The sequence below is a fragment of the Primorskyibacter sedentarius genome (assembly GCF_004342065.1).
In the GTDB taxonomy this organism is placed as follows: domain Bacteria; phylum Pseudomonadota; class Alphaproteobacteria; order Rhodobacterales; family Rhodobacteraceae; genus Primorskyibacter; species Primorskyibacter sedentarius.
The window spans coordinates 321,650-340,532 of the sequence record NZ_SLZU01000002.1 but is presented as its reverse complement, the minus strand read 5'-3'; the positions used below and the strand labels follow the sequence as shown (position 1 = coordinate 340,532).

15 protein-coding genes are annotated in these 18,883 nt (G+C 61.1%); 3 read left to right on the top strand and 12 right to left on the bottom strand.

Translation table 11 applies throughout. The annotated features are described in order from the left end of the window. Positions 1-31: 31 nt before the first annotated feature. The 12 genes from glgB to EDD52_RS05400 form a co-directional block, all read right to left on the bottom strand. Positions 32-2,218 carry a 1,4-alpha-glucan branching protein GlgB gene (gene glgB / locus EDD52_RS05455; RefSeq protein WP_132242633.1) on the bottom strand — a complete coding sequence of 729 codons (2,187 nt, stop codon included), beginning with the start codon at positions 2,216-2,218 and terminating at the stop codon, positions 32-34. Further along, the gene (locus tag EDD52_RS05450; RefSeq protein ID WP_243651854.1) at positions 2,215-4,620 is read right to left on the bottom strand and encodes a glycogen/starch/alpha-glucan phosphorylase; all 2,406 of its coding nucleotides are present in this window, start codon (positions 4,618-4,620) and stop codon (positions 2,215-2,217) included. Before EDD52_RS05450 ends, glgB begins: the two co-directional genes overlap by 4 nt. Positions 4,621-5,020: 400 nt before the next feature. Further along, complete coding sequence (locus EDD52_RS05445; RefSeq protein WP_132242631.1) at positions 5,021-5,920, bottom strand: dihydrodipicolinate synthase family protein; 900 nt, start codon at positions 5,918-5,920, stop codon at positions 5,021-5,023. Between the two features lie 2 nt (positions 5,921-5,922). Then, positions 5,923-6,825: a 5-dehydro-4-deoxyglucarate dehydratase gene (locus tag EDD52_RS05440; RefSeq protein WP_207905976.1), complete on the bottom strand. Its 903-nt coding sequence runs from the start codon at positions 6,823-6,825 to the stop codon at positions 5,923-5,925. Positions 6,826-6,868: 43 nt separating this feature from the next. Further along, on the bottom strand, positions 6,869-7,567 hold the full coding sequence (locus EDD52_RS05435) for an SDR family NAD(P)-dependent oxidoreductase (protein ID WP_132242627.1): 699 nt from the start codon (positions 7,565-7,567) through the stop codon (positions 6,869-6,871). After that, a complete protein-coding gene (locus tag EDD52_RS05430; protein WP_132242625.1) occupies positions 7,560-8,594 on the bottom strand; it encodes a DUF475 domain-containing protein in 1,035 nt (344 codons plus the stop codon). The genes EDD52_RS05435 and EDD52_RS05430 overlap by 8 nt, the downstream gene beginning before the upstream one ends. Before the next feature lie 18 nt (positions 8,595-8,612). Next, on the bottom strand, positions 8,613-9,554 hold the full coding sequence (locus tag EDD52_RS05425) for a 2-hydroxyacid dehydrogenase (protein WP_132242623.1): 942 nt from the start codon (positions 9,552-9,554) through the stop codon (positions 8,613-8,615). Next, entirely contained in the window at positions 9,551-11,170 is a 1,620-nt protein-coding gene (locus EDD52_RS05420) for an ABC transporter ATP-binding protein (RefSeq protein WP_132242621.1), read from the bottom strand. The genes EDD52_RS05425 and EDD52_RS05420 overlap by 4 nt, the downstream gene beginning before the upstream one ends. Next, positions 11,163-12,086 carry an ABC transporter permease gene (locus EDD52_RS05415; protein WP_132242619.1) on the bottom strand — a complete coding sequence of 308 codons (924 nt, stop codon included), beginning with the start codon at positions 12,084-12,086 and terminating at the stop codon, positions 11,163-11,165. Before EDD52_RS05415 ends, EDD52_RS05420 begins: the two co-directional genes overlap by 8 nt. A 7-nt stretch (positions 12,087-12,093) precedes the next feature. Beyond that, complete coding sequence (locus EDD52_RS05410; RefSeq protein ID WP_132242617.1) at positions 12,094-13,008, bottom strand: ABC transporter permease; 915 nt, start codon at positions 13,006-13,008, stop codon at positions 12,094-12,096. A 67-nt stretch (positions 13,009-13,075) separates the two neighbouring features. Further along, complete coding sequence (locus EDD52_RS05405) at positions 13,076-14,578, bottom strand: ABC transporter substrate-binding protein (RefSeq protein WP_132242615.1); 1,503 nt, start codon at positions 14,576-14,578, stop codon at positions 13,076-13,078. Between the two features lie 195 nt (positions 14,579-14,773). Further along, on the bottom strand, positions 14,774-15,643 hold the full coding sequence (locus EDD52_RS05400; RefSeq protein ID WP_132242613.1) for a DMT family transporter: 870 nt from the start codon (positions 15,641-15,643) through the stop codon (positions 14,774-14,776). A 253-nt stretch (positions 15,644-15,896) separates the two neighbouring features. Here EDD52_RS05400 and EDD52_RS05395 point away from each other — a divergent pair, with 253 nt between their 5' ends. The 3 genes from EDD52_RS05395 to EDD52_RS05385 are packed head-to-tail and all read left to right on the top strand — an operon-like array spanning position 15,897 to position 18,876. Further along, a complete protein-coding gene (locus EDD52_RS05395) occupies positions 15,897-17,030 on the top strand; it encodes a sialidase family protein (protein ID WP_132242611.1) in 1,134 nt (377 codons plus the stop codon). After that, positions 17,027-17,974, top strand: coding sequence for a 4-hydroxythreonine-4-phosphate dehydrogenase PdxA (pdxA, locus tag EDD52_RS05390; RefSeq protein ID WP_132242609.1), 948 nt, complete (start codon positions 17,027-17,029; stop codon positions 17,972-17,974). The genes EDD52_RS05395 and pdxA overlap by 4 nt, the downstream gene beginning before the upstream one ends. After that, positions 17,971-18,876: a dihydrodipicolinate synthase family protein gene (locus EDD52_RS05385; protein WP_132242607.1), complete on the top strand. Its 906-nt coding sequence runs from the start codon at positions 17,971-17,973 to the stop codon at positions 18,874-18,876. The genes pdxA and EDD52_RS05385 overlap by 4 nt, the downstream gene beginning before the upstream one ends. Positions 18,877-18,883 lie beyond the last annotated feature (7 nt).

Sequence of the window (18,883 nt, the reverse complement as noted above, 5' to 3'; positions counted from 1 at the left end):
GTATCCTCCCGAAATTAAAATGCGTTTGGTTTCAGTCTGCTTGGAACATCACCACGGACAGCGGCGGCAAGACAAGCGGGGCAGAGTATTGCTGGTTCATCCAGTCTTTCTCCTCGGCGGTAATTCCGCCCATATTGCCCTTGTCGCCCCCGCCATAGACGCTGCTGTCAGAGTTGAAGATTTCCCGCCAACGGCCCTGCCCCGGCAGGCCCACGCGGAACGCGGACCTTTCCACCGGTGTGAAGTTGCACACCACGACCACGGGTTTGTCTTTCGGCCCGCCCTTGCGGACAAAGGCAAGTACCGAATTTTCGGCATCGCCCCCTTCCAGCCATTCGAACCCTTCGGCCCGCGTGTCATTGACGTAGAATGCAGGCGTCTCGCGATAGATCTTGTTCAGATCACGCACGAGGCTTTGAATCCCGCGGTGCTGGGGATAATCCAGCAGATGCCATTCCAGCGAACTGTTGTGGTTCCACTCCCCGCCTTGGGCAAATTCACAGCCCATGAAGAGCAGCTTCTTGCCCGGATGCGCCCACATGTAGCTGTAAAAGCTGCGCAGATGCGCAAATTTCTCGTCACCTTGGCCCGGCATCTTGGTAATCATGCTGCCCTTGCCATGCACGACCTCGTCATGGCTGATCGGCAGGATGTAGTTTTCCGAAAACGCGTAATGCAGCGAGAATGTGATCTCGTTGTGGTGGTGCTTGCGGTGGATCGGATCGTGTTCGAAATAGCGCAGGCTGTCGTTCATCCAGCCCATGTTCCATTTGAACCCGAAACCCAAGCCGCCGGCATCCACAGGGCGGGACACGCCCGGAAAGGCAGTGCTCTCCTCCGCCGCCGTCATGATGCCCGGCACTTCGCCATACGTAATCGTGTTGGCGCGCTGCATCAAAGAGATCGCTTCGTAATTCTCGCGCCCGCCATCCTTGTTGGGCACCCACTCTCCGTCTTTGCGCGAATAATCACGGTACAGCATAGAGGCCACCGCATCGACGCGAAGCCCATCGACATGGTATTCTTCCAGCCAGTAAAGCGCGTTGGAAATCAGGTAGTTGGCCACTTCTGTCCGGCCGTAATTATAGATCAGCGTGTTCCAGTCCTGATGGAACCCCTCGCGCGGATCTGCGTGCTCGTACAGCGCCGTTCCGTCGAACTGGCCAAGGCCGTGAACATCCGTCGGAAAATGCCCCGGCACCCAATCCAGAAGGATGCTCAGACCCTTTTTATGGGCAGCCTGAACAAATTGCCGGAATTCATCCGGTGTCCCGTAGCGGATCGTGGGGGCGAACATGCCCACGGGCTGATAGCCCCATGATCCATCGAACGGATGTTCGCTAATCGGCATCAGCTCGATATGGGTGAACCCCATGTCGGCCGCGTAATCCACCAGATCTGTCGCCATCTCGATATAGGACAGCGAACGCCCCCCGTCTTCGGCCACGCGTTTCCAACTGCCCGGATGCACCTCGTAGATCGATATCGGGGCGTCCACGTTCTGCAGCTTGGCGCGTTTTTTCATCCAGGCCTTGTCGGCCCATTTGGCGCCGCGGATATCCCGCACAACGGAGCCGGTTGCCGGCGGATGTTCGGACCCAAAGCCAACAGGATCGGCCTTGGCGGGCAGAACCGTGCCATCGGCGGCCATGATCTCGTACTTGTAGACGTCACCATCGCCGAGGCCGGGAATAAACAGCTCCCACACGCCGGTGGCACCCCGGCGGCGCATCGGGTTGCGGCGCCCGTCCCAGACGTTGAAGTTGCCAATGACCGAAACGCGCTGCGCGTTCGGCGCCCATACCGCGAAATGCGTGCCGGCAACCTTTTCATGTGTCATCACATGGGCACCAAGCACCTGCCAGATGCGCTGATGCGTGCCTTCGCCCAGAAAATATTCGTCCTGTTCACCGATCACCGGACCAAAGCGGTAGGGATCGTCGAACTCCCATTCTGCATCCGCGTTTCGCGCCCGCAGGCGGTAGCTGGCGGGCTTGCGCTTCAGCGGGCCGGAAAAGAGACCATCCGCCCCCTCGACAGGCGCAAGGGCGGTTGCCGTTGCCTTGCCTGTCAGGACCTCGACCACATCCGCCCCGGGGACAAAGGCTGTGACTGTGGACGTGCCGCCCCGGTCATGCAGGCCAAGAATTGAAAACGGGTCGCCGTGGCGCCCCTCTGCAATTGACTTGGCCGAGTCCGGGTCCAGGGCAATGGTCATGTCAAGCTTTCCTCCCCAACGAGCGCTGATTCTGTTTCCCATATATCCGCCATGTAACCACGGATTGTGCGATCAGATGAGAAAAATCCTGACCTTGCGGTATTTAGCACCGCCTGCTCTTCCCATGCGTCGGGATCAAGGTAGAGCGCATCGACCTTTCGCTGGGCGTCATAGTAGCTGTCGAAATCTGCCGCGACGAGGTAATGGTCATGGTTCCATGCCCGGTCCACCAGCCCGTGATACCGGTCGGGATCAGAGGGGCTGAAGCGGCCTTCGACGATCATCTGAAGCACGCTCTGCATGTTCTGGCTCGCCTCGATCGCGTCGCGGGCATGGCGCACGTTGCGGCGGTGCTTTACGACCTCGTCAGCCGTCAGGCCGAAAAGGAAGAAATTCTCGGGCCCGACCTGCTCGCGGATCTCGACATTGGCACCGTCCAGCGTGCCAATCGTCAGGGCGCCGTTCATGGTGAATTTCATGTTGCCCGTGCCAGAGGCCTCTTTGCCGGCCGTGGATATCTGCTCTGACAGATCCGTCGCAGGGATCACCCGTTCGGCCATGGAGACATTGTAGTTGGGCGGATAGACGACCTTCAGCAGATCCTTGGTGACGGGATCACTGTTGATCACGGAGGCTACATCGTTGATCAGGTGGATGATCTCTTTCGCGACAGCATAGCCCGGCGCCGATTTGCCGCCGAATATCTTGACGCGCGGCGCCCAGCCCGCATTCGGGTTCTCGCGCATATTGTGCCACAGGGCGATCGTCTCGAAGATGTTCAGATGCTGGCGCTTGTATTCGTGGATACGCTTGATCTGGACGTCGAACATGGCATCGGGATCAATCTTGACGCCCATTGTTTCGCCGACCCAGTTTGAAAGCGCCACCTTGTTAGTGCGCTTGGCCGCGCGGAAATCCCGCCGGAAATCTGCGTCCTTCGCAAAGGGTTCCAGCGTCTTGATCTGCTCCAGATCGCCGATCCAACCCTCGCCTATCTTGTCCGAGATAAGCGTTGCCAGCGGCGGGTTTGCAAGTTTCAGCCAGCGACGCGGCGTGACGCCATTGGTCTGGTTGATGATCCGCCCGGGATGAATTTCGTTCAGGTCGTGAAAGACGGTCTTCTTCACAAGATCGCTGTGCAGCGCCGAGACGCCATTGACCTTGTGGGACATGATGAAGGCCAGCTCACCCATCTGCACTTCATTGTTGCGCACGATGCCGACATGGGCAGGGCGCTTGGTGGCGCGGCGGTGGTCGTCGTCGATGCGCTCAATGATCTGCATGTGGCGTGGCAGGACATTGCCCATAAGCCAGGTCGACCAGCGCTCCAGCGCCTCGGGCAGCAGGGTATGGTTCGTGTATCCCAGCGTCGCGCGGGCAATTTCTTGGGCTTGCGACCATTCCATACCGTGCACATCCGTCAGAAGGCGGATCAGTTCCGGCCCCGCAATCGCCGGATGGGTGTCGTTCATCTGGATCGCCACCTTTGTGGGCAGCTTCGCCAGGTCGTCGTATTCCGTCCGGAAACGGCGCAGAATGTCCTGCAGCGCCGCCGAGGTCAGGAAGAATTCCTGCTTCAGGCGCAGCTCCTTGCCCTGATAGGTCGTGTCGTCGGGATAAAGGACACGGCTTAGTGTGCGGGCCAGCGCCTCAGGCTCTGCGGCCGCGGCATAGTCACCAGAGTTGAACCGCTCCAGATCGAACAGGGTCGTGGGCTTGGCACCCCACAGGCGCAGCGTGTTGGCCCAGCGGCCCTGCCATCCGATGACCGGCATGTCATAGGCCGACGCCACAACGCTTTCGGCTGGGCGCCAGCCGCCATCGACGGCCTCGCCCTTGAAACCGATCTCGTAGGCGGATTCAGGGCGGGCGAATTCCCACGGATGCGGCAGGGTCAGCCAGTCTTCGGGTGTTTCCACCTGCTGCCCGCCTTCAAAGCGTTGACGGAACAGTCCATGTTCATAGCGGATGCCATAGCCAAATGCGGGACATCCGATTGTCGACATGGATTCAAGGAAACACGCGGCCAGCCGCCCCAACCCGCCATTCCCAAGCGCGGCGTCAGGCTCGTCTTCGATAATCTCGCGCAGATCAAAGCCCACCTCGTTTGCAACATCCCGAGCCGCCTCCAGCAGCCCCAGATTGATCATCGCATCCTCAAGCGTCCGCCCGATCAGGAATTCCATCGACAGGTAGTAGACCCGCTTGCGCTGGCCTTCATAGGTGCTTCTGGTGGCGCGGAACCACGGCTCCACGATGCAGTCACGAATGGCGAAGGAAAGCGCCATGCGCCAATCATAGACAGAAGCATGTCCGGCGTCCTTGCCCAGCGTGTAGGTCAGATGCTGCTCGACAGCCTGTTTCAATGCCGCGCTCGACACGGGCCGCATGTTTGTGGTCATGTTCATACCGGAAAGATCCTTTTCGCTTGCCCCTGACATAGCGACATGTTTGCGCTAACGTAACCCTGTTACGCGCTTCATACCGCTTTGATACCGTAATGTCACGGACCAGTCAGATGCGCAGGCCTGCAGGCCCGGCACGCAGAGCCACGATAAATTGACCTGTCACTGCCACATACCAGTGCTCGTTTCCGCAGGAAGCGCCGCGAAGTCAAACGCGCGCAACTCAATGCTTCAGCCACGACAGAGGTGGTTCTCGCATCCGGAATGGAAATGCCATTCTGCCCTGTTCCGTTGCGGGGGTAGCAATGGAACGCACGCGCCGTCGGTTGGCGAACACGGCACGAACCCCGGGGAGCAAGCCGCTCTGCACCCATCGCGGCTTGCACGTCATGGCATGTCAGAACGTGATGCCGTGCCGGGTGATGAAGCTTTCCAGCATATCCTGCTGCGCGGCGGTCAGAGGCCAGGCAGAGGGCGGCCGCGTTGGTCCGCAATCATGTCCAATCGCGCGGAGCGCCGCCTTGACACCTGTGACATTCGTTCCGTTCAGCTCTTGCGCCCGGACATCCTCGAAGGGTTTCATCTCGGCGATCAGTGTCTGGGCCTTTGGGTAGTCGCCCGCGTCGAGGGCCGCATGGATCGCCACCGAACGCTCTGGCCAGACATTGATCAGCCCAGAGGTGAAGCCCCGCGCGCCGACGGCGTAAAAGGGTGGCGCCCAAACCTCGGCCAGACCACCGACCCAGACAATTCCGGGATCGCTTGCCGCCATTGCTTCCGCCAATTTCATCGGGTTGGGCGTGGCCCATTTGACCCCGACAACCCCCGGCACAGCGCAGAGATCGGCTATCGCCTGTGTCCCGATGGCGTCATTGCGCAGGTAGAGCACGATTGGCAGGTCCGATGCCTCTGTCACGGCGCGGACATATCCCACAAGCCCGCGCGGGGCGGCAAAGGGATCGGGCGGCTGGTGGATCATCAACGCATCGGCGCCCGCGTCCTGCGCACTACGCGCCAGCCGACAAGCATCCACAACAGACCGTCCCACCCCGGCGACCAGCGGTACCCGGCCCCCTACATGTCGCGCGGCGGCGCGACACATCTCTTCGGCTTCCTCGACCGACAGGCTGTAGAATTCGCCGGTGTTGCCGTTGGCCGTCAGGACATGGACACCTGCGGCAATCGCCTTGTCCACAACCGGCTTCTGGCGGTCCGGATCGATACTTCCGTCTTCCTGCATCGGGGTGACGAGAATGCCGGAAATGCCGGAAAGCGCCTTGGTCAGATCATGGGCCATGCTCAGGCGCGCCCATCGATCAGGGCCTTCATCATTTCCAACTCCTCGCCGGTCAGGTCGGTCAGCGGGCTGCGCACCGATCCGGCCTCGAACCCGCGCAGAATGACGCCCGCCTTGATCGCAGAAACGGCATAGCCGGTCTGTCGGTCGCGGATCTTCGCAAACGGGTAATAGAAATCGGCCAGCAGCTTCTCGCAGGTCGCGTCATCGCCTGCCGTGAAGGCCCGGTGGAAGGTCAGCGCCGTTTCCGGGACAAAGTTGAACACGGCAGAGGAATAGGTGGGCATCCCCGCCCCGCGATAGGCCTGCGCAAACAGCTCATGCGTCGGCATCCCACCGATATAGGACAGCCTGTCGCCAAGTTTCAGCGTGACCCGCCGCACGGTGTCGATATCGCCGGTGCCGTCCTTGAAACCAATCAGGTTCGGGCATTCCTCTGCAAGCCGTTCCAGCGTTTCGGCCGAGACGCGCGACTGGCCCCGATTATAGACGATTACCGCCATCTTGGTGGCGTTGCAGACCGCGCGGATACGCGCCTCGACGCCCTCCTGCGGCGCCTCGGTCAGGTAATGCGGCAACAGCAGGATACCGTCGCCGCCAGCAGCCTCGATGCCTTGCGCCAACTCGCAGGCCAAACGCGTGCCATAGCCGCAGCCCGCGATAATGGGCTCGTTCGGCTGCGCAGCCTTTGCCGTCTTGACCACTTCGACAATCTCGGCCGGGGTCAGGGAAAACATCTCGCCCGTGCCGCCTGCAACGATCAGCCCGGCGACCGGGTAGCTCGACAGCCACTCCAGATGGGCGGCAAAGGGTTTCGGCGCGAAATCCCCATCGGCATCGAAGGGGGTTACGGGGAAAGACAGCAAGCCATTTCGGATGCGTTCCTTCAGGTCGTCATTGTCGATCATGGTAGGCCCTTTCAGTTGTAATGTGCCTTGCCGGGACCCGTCACAAGGACGCGCCCCCGCAAATAACGATCTCTTGTCCGGTGATGCTGGCCGCCGGTGGTGACAGAAGGTAGGCGACCATCGCGGCCACTTCCCCGGGCTGAACGAAGCGACCAAGAGGAGGCAGCTTTGGCGCGACATCTGCGCGCGCCGGATCCCGCAACATCGGCGTGTCGGTTGCGCCGGGGGCCACGATGTTGACCGTGATGCCGCGCGGCGCCAGCTCTGCCGCGCAGGACCGGGCCAGACCGTTCAGCGCCGCCTTGGACGCGGCATAAAGGCTCCGCCCCGGTGCTCCCTTGGCAATTCGGCTGCCGATCAGGACAAACCGGCCGCCATCAGCCATGCGCGGCGCGAGCGTCTGGATCATGCGCGCGGCCACATCGACATGCAGGCGCCACATCAACGCGCCGTCCTGCATGTCCATCCCCTGATGGTCGCCGACACGAAGCACGCCCGCCGCATGGACAGCCGCATCAACAGGCCCCGCCGCCTCGAACGCGCTGTCGGCGGCCGCGCTGTCGGAAAGGTCCGCCGGGATATGGCGATAACCGGGTGCCCTTATGGGAGGCTCCCTGCGACTGATGCCCGTGACATGCCAACCCTGCCCCAGCAGCGCAGTCACAACGGCCAGCCCGATCCCGGAACTGCAACCGGTCACCAACGCGCGACCGGCCGCTTCGCTTCGCTCTTCAGGCATCGCGCTCTGCCCGGCGATACAGAACCGAGGAGATGAAGGCCATCAGGATGAAACCGGCGCCCAGCGACCCTGTGATCAGCTCTGGAATATGCCAGATGGTCTGCAGGAACATGATGACCGACAGCACAAGGATCGACCAGAACGCGCCATGTTCGAGATAGCGGAACTCTGCCAGGGTCTGCCGCTCTACCAGCATGATGGTCATCGAGCGGACATACATCGCGCCGATGCCCAGACCGATGGCGATCAGGAACAGGTTCTGCGTCAGGGCAAAGGCGCCGATCACCCCGTCGAAACTGAACGATGCGTCCAGCACTTCAAGGTAAAGAAACGCGCCGATTCCGCCCTTGGCAACCGTGTCGGCCGCGTCCGATTTGTCCAGCACATGCCCCAGCATGTCCACGACAAGAAAGGTCAGCAGCCCCGCGGCGGCCGCGAACATGAATTGCCCGGCTTCCAGCTCTGGCAAGGCAACAGCAAAGCAAAGCATGACCGTGAGGACAAAGGCGATCTCCATCCCGCGGATCGAACCGAAGCGGCGCATGTTGCGCTCCAGCGCAGCGATCCAGTCGACATCCTTGCCTTCGTCAACGAAATAGCTGAGCGCCACCATCATCAGAAAGGCGCCACCGAATGCTGCGATGGACAGATGGGCATCCCCGATGATGCGGGCGTATTCGGCAGGCTCCCTTGCTGCCAGGCGCACGGCCTCTATCGGGCCGATGCCTGCGGCGATCACCACGATCAGCAGGGGAAAGATGATGCGCATCCCGAATACGGCGATCAGGATGCCCCAGGTCAGGAACCTTTGCCGCCAGACCGGTGTCATGGTCTGCAACTTGTTGGCGTTCACGATCGCATTGTCGAAGGACAGCGAAATCTCCAGGATTGCCAGCACCAGGCCGATCATGAAGAAACTCAGCGCGCCGCCAAGCGTGCCGGAATAGACCCAGCCCAGCCAGAGCGTCAGCAACAGGCCAAGGACGGTTACGGCAAAGGCCCAACGGAAATAGTGGAATAAGGACATTTCGGTCTCTGGGTAGCCCTAGTTGACTGCACTGAGCAGAGGGCGGTTGGCATAAAATTCAGCAAGGTTATCGACGACCATCTGTGCCATCGCGTCCCGGGTTTCCACCGTGCCTGACGCGTGATGCGGGTATAGCGTCACATTGGGCAAGCAGGTCAGTGCGGGATCGGGCTCCGGCTCATTGAGATAAACATCCAGCGCCGCCCTTCCAAGTCTGCCGGACTTCAGCGCGTCGATCATTGCCGCCTCGTCCACGACGGTGCCACGTGCGATATTGACCAGCAATCCATCGGGCCCAAGCGCATCAAGAGCGGCGGCATCCACCAACCCGCGCGTGGCATCCCCGCCCGCAATGGCCAGCACCAGCACGTCGCTTTGCGCGGCCAGCGCGGTCAGGTCGGCCACGTAGGGATAATCGATGCCCGGCTTCTTTCGCCGCCCGAAATAGGCGATATCCATACCCATCACGGCGCATCGGGCTGCGATGGCCTGACCGATCGTGCCCATGCCGACGATCCCCAGCCGCGCGCCCTTTATCGCGTGTTGCAGCGGGAACATGCCCTTGCGCCCCCAGTCACCGGACGAGGTATAGGCATGCGCGTCGATCAGGCCGCGCCGCGCGGCCAGCATCAGCATCACCGCAGTATCGGCCACATCATCACAGAGTGCCGGCGATGTGTTGGTCAGCTTGACGCTGTTATCAGTCAGCGCATCCACATCAATCGCTTCATACCCAGCAGAAGAGCAGGCGACGATCCCCAGATTGGGCATCGCCTCGACCATCTGCCGGGTCAGCGTCTCGTGGCCATTGGTGACGATTGCGCGGCATTTCGGACCATGCTCGGCCAGAAAGCCCGCCTTGTCCTCGGCCTCGTCATAGCGGTGCAGGGTGTAGGCCTCTTCCAGCTGCGCCCATGCGCGCGGGCGCGTCGGGGCAAGGACCAACACTTCGGGCTTCATTGGGCGATCTCCAGTCGTGAATTCCGGCGCGCTGCCTGCACCTCGGGGTCGGGGTCGAGGCTGGCAGCAAGCAGGTCTTGGGTGTAGCGCATCCTCGGCGCTTCGAATATCTGCCGGACAGAGCCTTGCTCGACGATCTCACCGGCTTGCATGACAATCACCCGGTCGGCAAAGTCCCGCACCACGGGCAGATCATGCGCGATGAAAATATAGCTCAGCCCAAGCTCGTGCCGCAGCTTGTCCAGCAATTCGATCACCTGCGCCTGAATGGACACGTCCAGGGCCGAAACGGCCTCGTCGCACACGATGATCCGCGGCTCCAAAGCAAGCGCGCGCGCGATGGCGATCCTTTGCCGCTGCCCGCCCGAAAACTGGTGCGGATAGCGGTGCATGTGTTCGGCCAGCAGCCCGACCTGTTCCAGCAATTCGGCAACACGCGCCTTCCAGCGGTCTTTCGGCAGAATGTCGCGGTGAATGACCCAAGCCTCGGAGATCAGCTGATAGACGGACATGCGCGGGTTCAGGCTTTGCGTCGGGTCCTGAAACACCATCTGGATGTCGCGCCGCATCTCGAACAGCTCTTTCGGGCTTAGCGTCAGCAGGTCGCGGCCCTTGTATTCCGCCTGCCCGCCAGAGGCCTCTTCCAGTTGCAACAGCACTTTTGCCATCGTCGACTTGCCAGACCCGCTTTCTCCCACAACGGCCAGCGTTTCGCCCGCCATGAGGTCAAAGCTGATGCCATTGAGCGCCGTAAACGCGCCGTAATTCTTCTTGACCCCTGTCAGTCGTAACAGCGGCTCTTGTTCGGGCACGCCGTGCGACATGTCGCCCTGACCCGGTGCCGCCGCAATCAGCTTTTGCGTATAGGGATGCTGCGGGTTGCGATAAACATCGGTTGCGCTGCCTGTCTCGACGATCTCTCCGGCATTCATCACAACAACGCGGTCGGCCATCTCTGCCACCACGCCCAGATCATGGGTGATGATCAGCAGCCCCATGCCGGTTTCAGCCTGCAACTGCTCCAACAACCCCAGGATCTGCGCCTGCACGGTGACATCCAGCGCGGTTGTCGGTTCATCCGCGATCAGCACGTCGGGCCGAAGTGCCAGCGCCATGGCGATCATCAGGCGCTGGCGCTGACCGCCCGAAAACTGGTGCGGATATTTCACGGCGGCCCCTTCAGGATCGGGAATGCCGACCTTTCGCAGCAGGGCCACGGTCTCACGCTGCGCATCGGCGCGGGACGTGCCATGTATCACCATCGTCTCTTCGATCTGCCAACCGACACTGTAAACCGGGTTGAGATGACTAAGCGGATCCTGAAAGATCATGGCGATGCGCTTGCCGTTGATCCTGCGGCGTTCGTCATGGCTCATCGTCAGCAGATCGCGCCCCTCGAACAGGATGCGGCCCGAGGCAATCTCGCCCGGCGGAATGTCGATCAGGTCCATCACAGCCGAAGCGGACACTGATTTGCCCGACCCGCTTTCGCCCAGAATCGCCAGAACCTCGCCGCGATCCAGATGCCAGCTGACATTCCGCACCGCATTCACAGGGCCACGCACGGTATGGAAGGTAACGGACAGGTCCTGCACTTCGAGAAGATGATCAGCCATTCTTCTTGCCCCCGATTTCCAGACGCCAGCGTTGTTGCGGGTCCAGCGCCGTCCGCATCCAGTTCGACAGAAGGTTGAGGCTGAGCGTCGTGAGAATGATCGCAAGCCCCGGCCAGAAGGACAGCCACCAGGCGTTGGTCAGATACGGACGCCCCTGGCTGACCATCAGCCCCCAGGTGATCTCTGGCGGTTGAATTCCGATCCCGAGGAAGGAGAGCGAGCTTTCGGCCAGCATGACAAAGGCGAAGTCCAGCGTCGCGATGGTCAGCAGCGTCGGCAGGATCACCGGCAGCATATGACGAAAGACAATCCGGCTTTGCGATGCGCCCATGACCTTGGCGGCCTGCACGAACATGCGTTCACGCACCTCAAGGATCTCGGCGCGGGTGGTGCGCAGGTAGATCGGAATGCGGGTGATCGCGAGTACGATGATGATATTCCCGACCGAAGGTTCGAGCGTGTAAAGCACGATCACCGCAAGCAGCAGCGACGGGAAGGACATGATGACATCCGCAATACGCGGGATGATCTGCGCCGCGCGGCCGCGCGAATTGCCCGCGATCAGGCCCAGAGTGGCCCCGATGATCATGGCAGCCGCGACCGATCCGGCGGCCACCATCATGGTGTTGCGTGCGGCAACGATGATCCGGGCCAGCAAAGGCCGCCCCAGCTGATCGCCGCCCAGGAAGAACTGCCAGCCCCGCTCCATGTCAAAGGGCGGCGCGTTGCGCCCGCGCAGGTTCTGGCGGCCCGCGTCATATTCCAGAAAAATGGGGCCGATGAAGGCGGAGGCGATCACGATGACCAGAAAGATCGCGGCGGTCAGCGCGAACTTGTCCGCGCGCAGCATGGACCAGAAGCTGGCCAGCCTGCTTTTTTCGGCGATAGGCGCGATTGGCGGGGACTCGTCGGTCATCGTCACCTCAATACCGGATGCGCGGATCAAGCACCGCATAAGCGAGGTCGATCAGCAGGTTCATGACGAAGATCGCGAAAGCCGTGACCATGATCGTAGCCAGAACGACGGCGAAATCCCGTTGCAGGATACTGTCGATCATCAACTTGCCCACGCCGGGAAAGCCAAAGATCGTCTCGACCACCACGGCACCGTTCAGGATCGCAGCCGCCTGATCACCAATGACGGTGATCACGGGCAGCATGGCATTGCGCAGCGCATGCACAAAGATGATGGGGCGCGAGGCCACACCCTTGGCGCGCGCAGTCTTGACATAGGCAGACCCCAGCGCGGTGATCATTGCGCCACGAACGACCTGAAGGATCAGGCCGAACGGGCGGATGAACAACACTCCGATGGGCATGATCCAGTGCCAGACAGTCCCGGTGCCAGAGGTCGGCAACCACCCCAGATTGACCGAGAACAGCACGATCGCGACGATGGCGATCCAGAAATCCGGCGCGCTGGCACCGATCAGCGAAAAGAACGTGGCCGTACGGTCGAACAGCCCGCCCACGCGAAATGCGGCGAGCGATCCAATGACGATGGCCGTGATCGTCACGATGGTCATGGTGATCGCAGCCAGAGCCAGCGTCCATTTGAACGCTTCGAGCACAACATCCAGTGCGGGTTGCGACCGGCGGATCGAGTCGCCGAAATCAAGCACCGCAAGATCGGCGAGGTAGCGGCCGAACTGCAAGATCAGCGGATCATCCAACCCGTGCAGGGCGCGGAACCGCTCGCGTGAATCGAGGCTGGCATCAACCGGAAGATAAAGGTTCGTGGGATCGCCGGTAAGACGCGACAGAAAGAAAACCGCGACGATCAGGAACAGCAGGGATATCAGGCTGGCATAGGCACGTTTGGTCAGAAATGACCTCATGTCTTGGACCTTTCCTGTCGGTGAGTGGGAAGGCGCGAAACCGCGCCCTCCCGAACAGTCGGATCCATCACTTGAACTTGATCTGGGACAGCTGAAGCTCCGAGTTGGTGGCGATGGTCGGAGTGAAATCCAACCGCTCGGACACGCGGCTGAAGCCGACCATGTGGAACAGGAACACATCTGACACGAGGTCATTGTGGATCTTGTTGAATACTTCGGTCCATTTCGGGCCGCGGTCTTCGCCGGTCGCGGCGGTTGCATCCGCGATCATCTGGTCAAGCCCTTCATCACACGTGCCGGACTGAAGCCCATCGCAGGCGTATTTGAAATACATCGAGAAGACGGGGTCGCCGCGGTTATTGTCATGCTGCGCCATCACCATGGACGGACCACGATCCTCTGCAAAGGGTTTGGAGTAGAGATCGACCCACTCGGCAACCTCGGTCATGCGCAGGTTCACCGACAATCCGATATCGCCCCACATCTGGGTCAGCGCCTCGCTGATTTCCGTAACGTTGGGGAAGTTGCCCAAACGCGCGATCATCGTAATTTCGGCGTCCACCGGCACCCCATCGGCCTTGGCTTCGGCAAGCAAAGCCCTGGCGCCATCAACATCAAAAGCCAGTGGCTTGAGATCCGGGTTCACGCCCAGCGTAGAGGGCGGCACCATATGGGTCGCGATCACCGCATCCTGCGGCAGCAGAGTGCCCAGGAAAGCCTCGCGGTCGACGGCCATGTTCAGCGCCTTGCGGACCCGCACATCATCAAGCGGTGCGATAGACGTGTCGAGCCGCACATAGGTGGTTTCCGAATTCGGATAGGCAAAGTCGGTGGCCGGGTTTGTGGCGTCCACTTCGTTGATCTGCGGTACGATATCCGCCTCGCCCGTCGCGACCATGGCGGCGCGCACAGCATCATCCGAACGGAAGAGATAGGTGGCCTTCGTGACCTCTGGCGCCTCCCCCCAGTAATCATCGCGCCGTTCCAGCACGATGGACTGGCCCTGATTGCGTTCGGTCATGACATAGGCACCCGTCCCGACAGGCATCTGCATGAATTCGAACGGCGTTTCTGACGGAACAATTGTCAGGGTCGACATCAGCAATGGCAGGATCGGCTGTGCGGGATCTGACGTTACCTCGAATGTCAGGTCGTCGATGACGTTGAAATCCAGCGTCATGCCGCCAAAGAACTTTGCGCCGATTTCACAGATGATCTGGTCCGAAATCGCCCGGTCGTAGGAATGTTTGACGTCCGCCGCGTCCAGAGTGCTCCCGTCCGAGAAGGTAACGCCATCGCGAAGGGTAAACTTCCACGTATCCTCGTCCACCGCTTCCCAGCTTTCGGCAAGGCGCGGCATCAGCGAACCGTTCGCGGTATTCAGCTCTACCATCGTCTCTGCAATGTTCTGCTGCAGCACGCGCCCGATGTTGGACCGTGACGACTCGCATGGCTCCACCACTTCGAGATCTTCGTTCAAAACGATCGTGACGGATGTGTCCTGCGCAAGCGCCGGCGACGCGGCAACCAGCGCCAGAGCGCTGCCATAAAGGTATTTCCGGAAATCCATTTTGTCTCCTCCAAGTATTGCAGCGGGTATATTCCACGCTCGGGCGCCGCTGCACCGCCCGGAACATTTTGGGGACTTGCGGCACCTCCTCCGGCCCGCGCATCCCCAGCCAATTTACTACGGTGCTGACAATCCATGAAACGGATTTTGATGCACGGTGATGCTAATCATGTATCATTCCGAACGCGCAGAACATCATTCCAACCCCATCCTGTCCCGCGCCGTGGTCGCCATCAGCGCCACCGCAACAAAGATGATCGAAGCGCCGATCCAGGTCGCCAGCCCCGCAACCTCACCGAAGAGCATATACGCAATCGCAGCGATCAACGGCAGGCGCAGGAAGTCCATCGGCGCGACAAGCGAGGCATCCCCAAGCTGAAAGGCGCGCGTCACAGCCGCCTGATTCAGCGCGCCAAGCGCCCCCTGAGCGGCCAGAAGCACCCATTGCTCCAGCGTTGGCGTGGTCCAGAAATAGATCGCCGGGAGCAGCGCCAGCGGCACCATGGTGATGAGGTTCCACGCAACCAGCGTCTCGGCGCTCTCCGTCCGGCCCATCACTTTGAGGATCAGCTGGATGGTCGCCACCAGAACCGCAGATAGCAGCGCCAGCCAAAGCGCCGTTGCCGTCGCGCCACCGACCATCGCAGGCTTCAGTATGATCATGACGCCAACGAATCCGATCCCGGCGGCACAAATACGCAAAGGTCTTGGCTGTTCCGCCAGAAGAAACCATGCGCCCACCGTCACGAACAGGGGGGCCGCAAAGCCAATGGCCGTGACCGACGCCAGCGGCGCCCCCGCCAGCGCGGCAAAAAGCGCGACCAAGGACAGCAGCTTCAGACCCGCACGAAAAGCGTGCAGGACATACCGGTTGGTCTTGAGGATATGCGGTCGGCTGAGCATCCAGGGCAGCATCGCCAGCAGGCCAAAGCTTGCCCGCGTGAACCCGATCACGAAAGGGTGGATATCTCCGGCCAGAAAGCGGACGATAACCGCATCAGCGGCATTGATGACCGCCACGATCAACATCAGCGTGATTGCCATCATGGCAGGCTTGTCGCGCATTCCCGTGCCTTTCCGAAGCGCGGGCGAGTCGTCGCCGGACGCTTGATGGAAAGCAAACGCGAAACCTAAAAATTTGTCAACTACTACAATTGTCGTTCTTAAATGCCCGAAATCTTGTAATATATTTCCCATAAAATTCAGTTATTTACTATCGCTTATCCGAAGTCGTCTCAGCAGTGATATAGACTTTCAACTTGACAACCTTACGCAAGAAACTGCAATCGTGTTGCAGCCTTAGCGTAGCGGAGACGTCATGCCCTCCTTTCCCAAAGACCCTCCAGCCATTGCGCTCGCCATGACCGGTCGGGTCGAAAGCGGGACTGCGATCCTCCCCTCGCCCTGCATTCAGAATCATGCGGCCTTTCTGGCTCGGTCGCCCAATGGCGAACTTGAATGCGTCTGGTTCGGCGGCAGTCTGGAAGGAAAGGCAGATATCTGCATCTATCGCAGCCGCCTGTTGGGCGCAGGTTGGACCGCACCGGAAAAGCTGACCGACGATCCCGAGCGATCAGAGCAGAACCCGGTGCTGTTTCATGCCCCTGACGGGCGGTGCCTGCTGCTGCACACGGCGCAGCCCGGTGGCGATCAGGATAAATGCGTCATCCGCATGCGCGAAATAGGCCACCCGCCCCAAGACCTGTCGCTGCCGGGCGGAAGCTTCGTCCGGGCGCGTCCGATTCTGCGGTCCGATGGTGCCTGGCTCCTGCCGCTTTTCCATTGCACACCTCAGGCAGGCGCGCGTTGGACAGGGCGGCACGATACGGCTTCTGTTGCGATCACTGAGGACGCCGGCATCTCTTGGCGGCAGGTCGCGGTTCCCGGCTCCACCGGCTGCGTTCATACGACGATTGTACCGGGCGATGACAGGCTGGTCGCGTTTTTCAGGCGCCGTCAGGCCGACTTTGTCCATCGCAGCGAAAGCCGTGATGGCGGCGAAACCTGGTCCGTCCCCGTTGCGACACCCGTCCCCAACAACAATTCCTCCCTCGCGGCGACCCGGCTTGCCGATGGTCGTCTTGCCCTGTGCTGCAATCCCGTGAACGCCGACATGTCCACGGACAGGCGCGCATCCCTTTACGACGAGTTGGGGGATGATGCCCGCCCCGAAGCCTCTGGCGGTTGCACCCCGGTCTGGGGCGTGCCGCGGGCGCCGCTGGTGGTTCTGCTCTCCGAAGATGACGGGCAGAGCTTCCCGCGCAGCATCACGGTCGCGGACAGCACCGGCACCTGTCTCAGCAACAACAGCGAAGACGGGCGTAATCAGGAACTGTCCTATCCGGCGATGCTGGAAGCCCCCGATGGCGGGCTGGACATTGCCTTTACCCTGCACCGGCGGGCCATCGCGTACCGGCATCTGACACCCAACGAGATTGCGAACGCGACATGATCGGCATCACCATGGGAGACCCTGTCGGGGTCGGCCCGGAAATCACCCTCAAGGCGATTGGCACCATGTCCGCAGAGGACCGCGCCCAAACACGGGTTTTCGGCTGTACAGAGACGCTTTGCCATGTCGCGCGGATGATCGACAGCCCGCTGAAACCGGGCGAGGATTTCGCCGTCACCGACCTGCCGGTGGAGGGGGGTCCACTGCCGATGGGCAAGCTTGACAAACGCGCAGGCGCTGCGGTTTTCCGGTTCATTCAGGCCGCAGTCCGTGCCGCCGAGGCCGGGCAAATCGGCTGTATCGTCACTGGCCCCATCAACAAGGAGGCGCTGAATGCTGCAGGCCATCACTATGATGGGCATACCGGGATGCTGGCATCGCTGACCGGTCAGAAAGGCGCATTTATGCTGCTCGCGTCCGAACGGCTGAACGTGATCCATGCGTCGACCCATGTGTCCCTGAATACCGCGATTGAACGGACCAGCCCCGAGCGTATCCGCGACACGATCCGCGCGGGCCACGCGCATCTGCGTCGCATCGGAATAGAGGCTCCCCGGATCGCGGTCGCAGGGCTCAACCCGCATTGCGGCGAGGGCGGCCTGTTCGGCGATGAAGATACAAGCCTGATTGCGCCCGGCGTCGAAATGGCGCGGGATGAGGGGATCGATGCCCACGGCCCGATTTCCGCAGATACGCTGTTTCACAGAGCCTATAACGGCGCTTTCGATCTGGTCGTCGCGAATTATCACGATCAGGGGCACATCCCGATCAAACTGGTCGCTTTCGACACTGCCGTGAATGTCTCTGTCGGGCTGCCCATCGACCGGACTTCGGTGGATCATGGGACTGCCTTTGACATCGCGGGCAAGGGTCTGGCCGATCATCGCAACATGCTCGAGGCGATTGCCTATGCAAGACGCCTCGTCGCCGGGAGAAAAACATGACGACAGCTGAATTCGGCGTAAACTGCGCCGCTGCCACCCCCGTCGACCGCGATGGCGCGTTGCGGCTGGACCTGTTCAGCGCACATTGCAAGGCGCTGCTGGAAGAGGGGTGCCACGGTATCGCCCTGCTTGGCACGACCGGAGAGGCGAACAGTTTTTCCGTGGCGGAGCGAAAAGCGCTGCTTGAAAGCGCCCTTGAGGCAGGGATCCGGGGTGATCAGCTGCTGCCGGGCACATCGTCGTGCAACCTCTCTGATACGATAAAGCTGACACGCCATGCCGTTCAGGCGGGCGCGAAGGCCTGCGTCCTGCTTCCTCCCTTCTATTACAAGGGGGTCAGTGACGAGGGGCTCTTTCGGTTTTTTGCCAATGCGATCGAAGGCGTGGCAGAGGAGCGGCTCCGCGTGATCCTTTATCACATACCGCAGGTTACTCAGGTGCCGATCAGCCACGACCTGATTGCGCGGCTGCGCGATGCGTTTCCCGATGTCGTGGTCGGCATCAAGGACAGCGCCGGAGAGATCTCCAACATGACCGCGATGGTCGAGCGCTTTCCCGGTTTCGCCGTGCTTGCGGGCGCTGATCCACTGTTGCTGCCGCTTCTTCAGTCAGGCGGCGCGGGCTGTATCACCGCCACGTCAAACCTCAGGGCGGACGCGCTGCGGGTGATCTGGGACAACTGGTGCGACCCGAATGCGCAGGCAAAGGTCGCGGCGGCGCAGGATCGGGTGAACGACTGGCGCTCGCTCAGCAACACCTATGTCCAGCTGCCCACGGTGAAGACGATGCTGTCCCGGTCGCGGGAAAATGAGGCTTGGCGTAATCTGCGCGCGCCGTTCGTCCCGCTGAGTGACGACGAGGCATCCGTCGTCTGGACGCAGATGGAACAGCTGAATGGCTAAGGAGGCC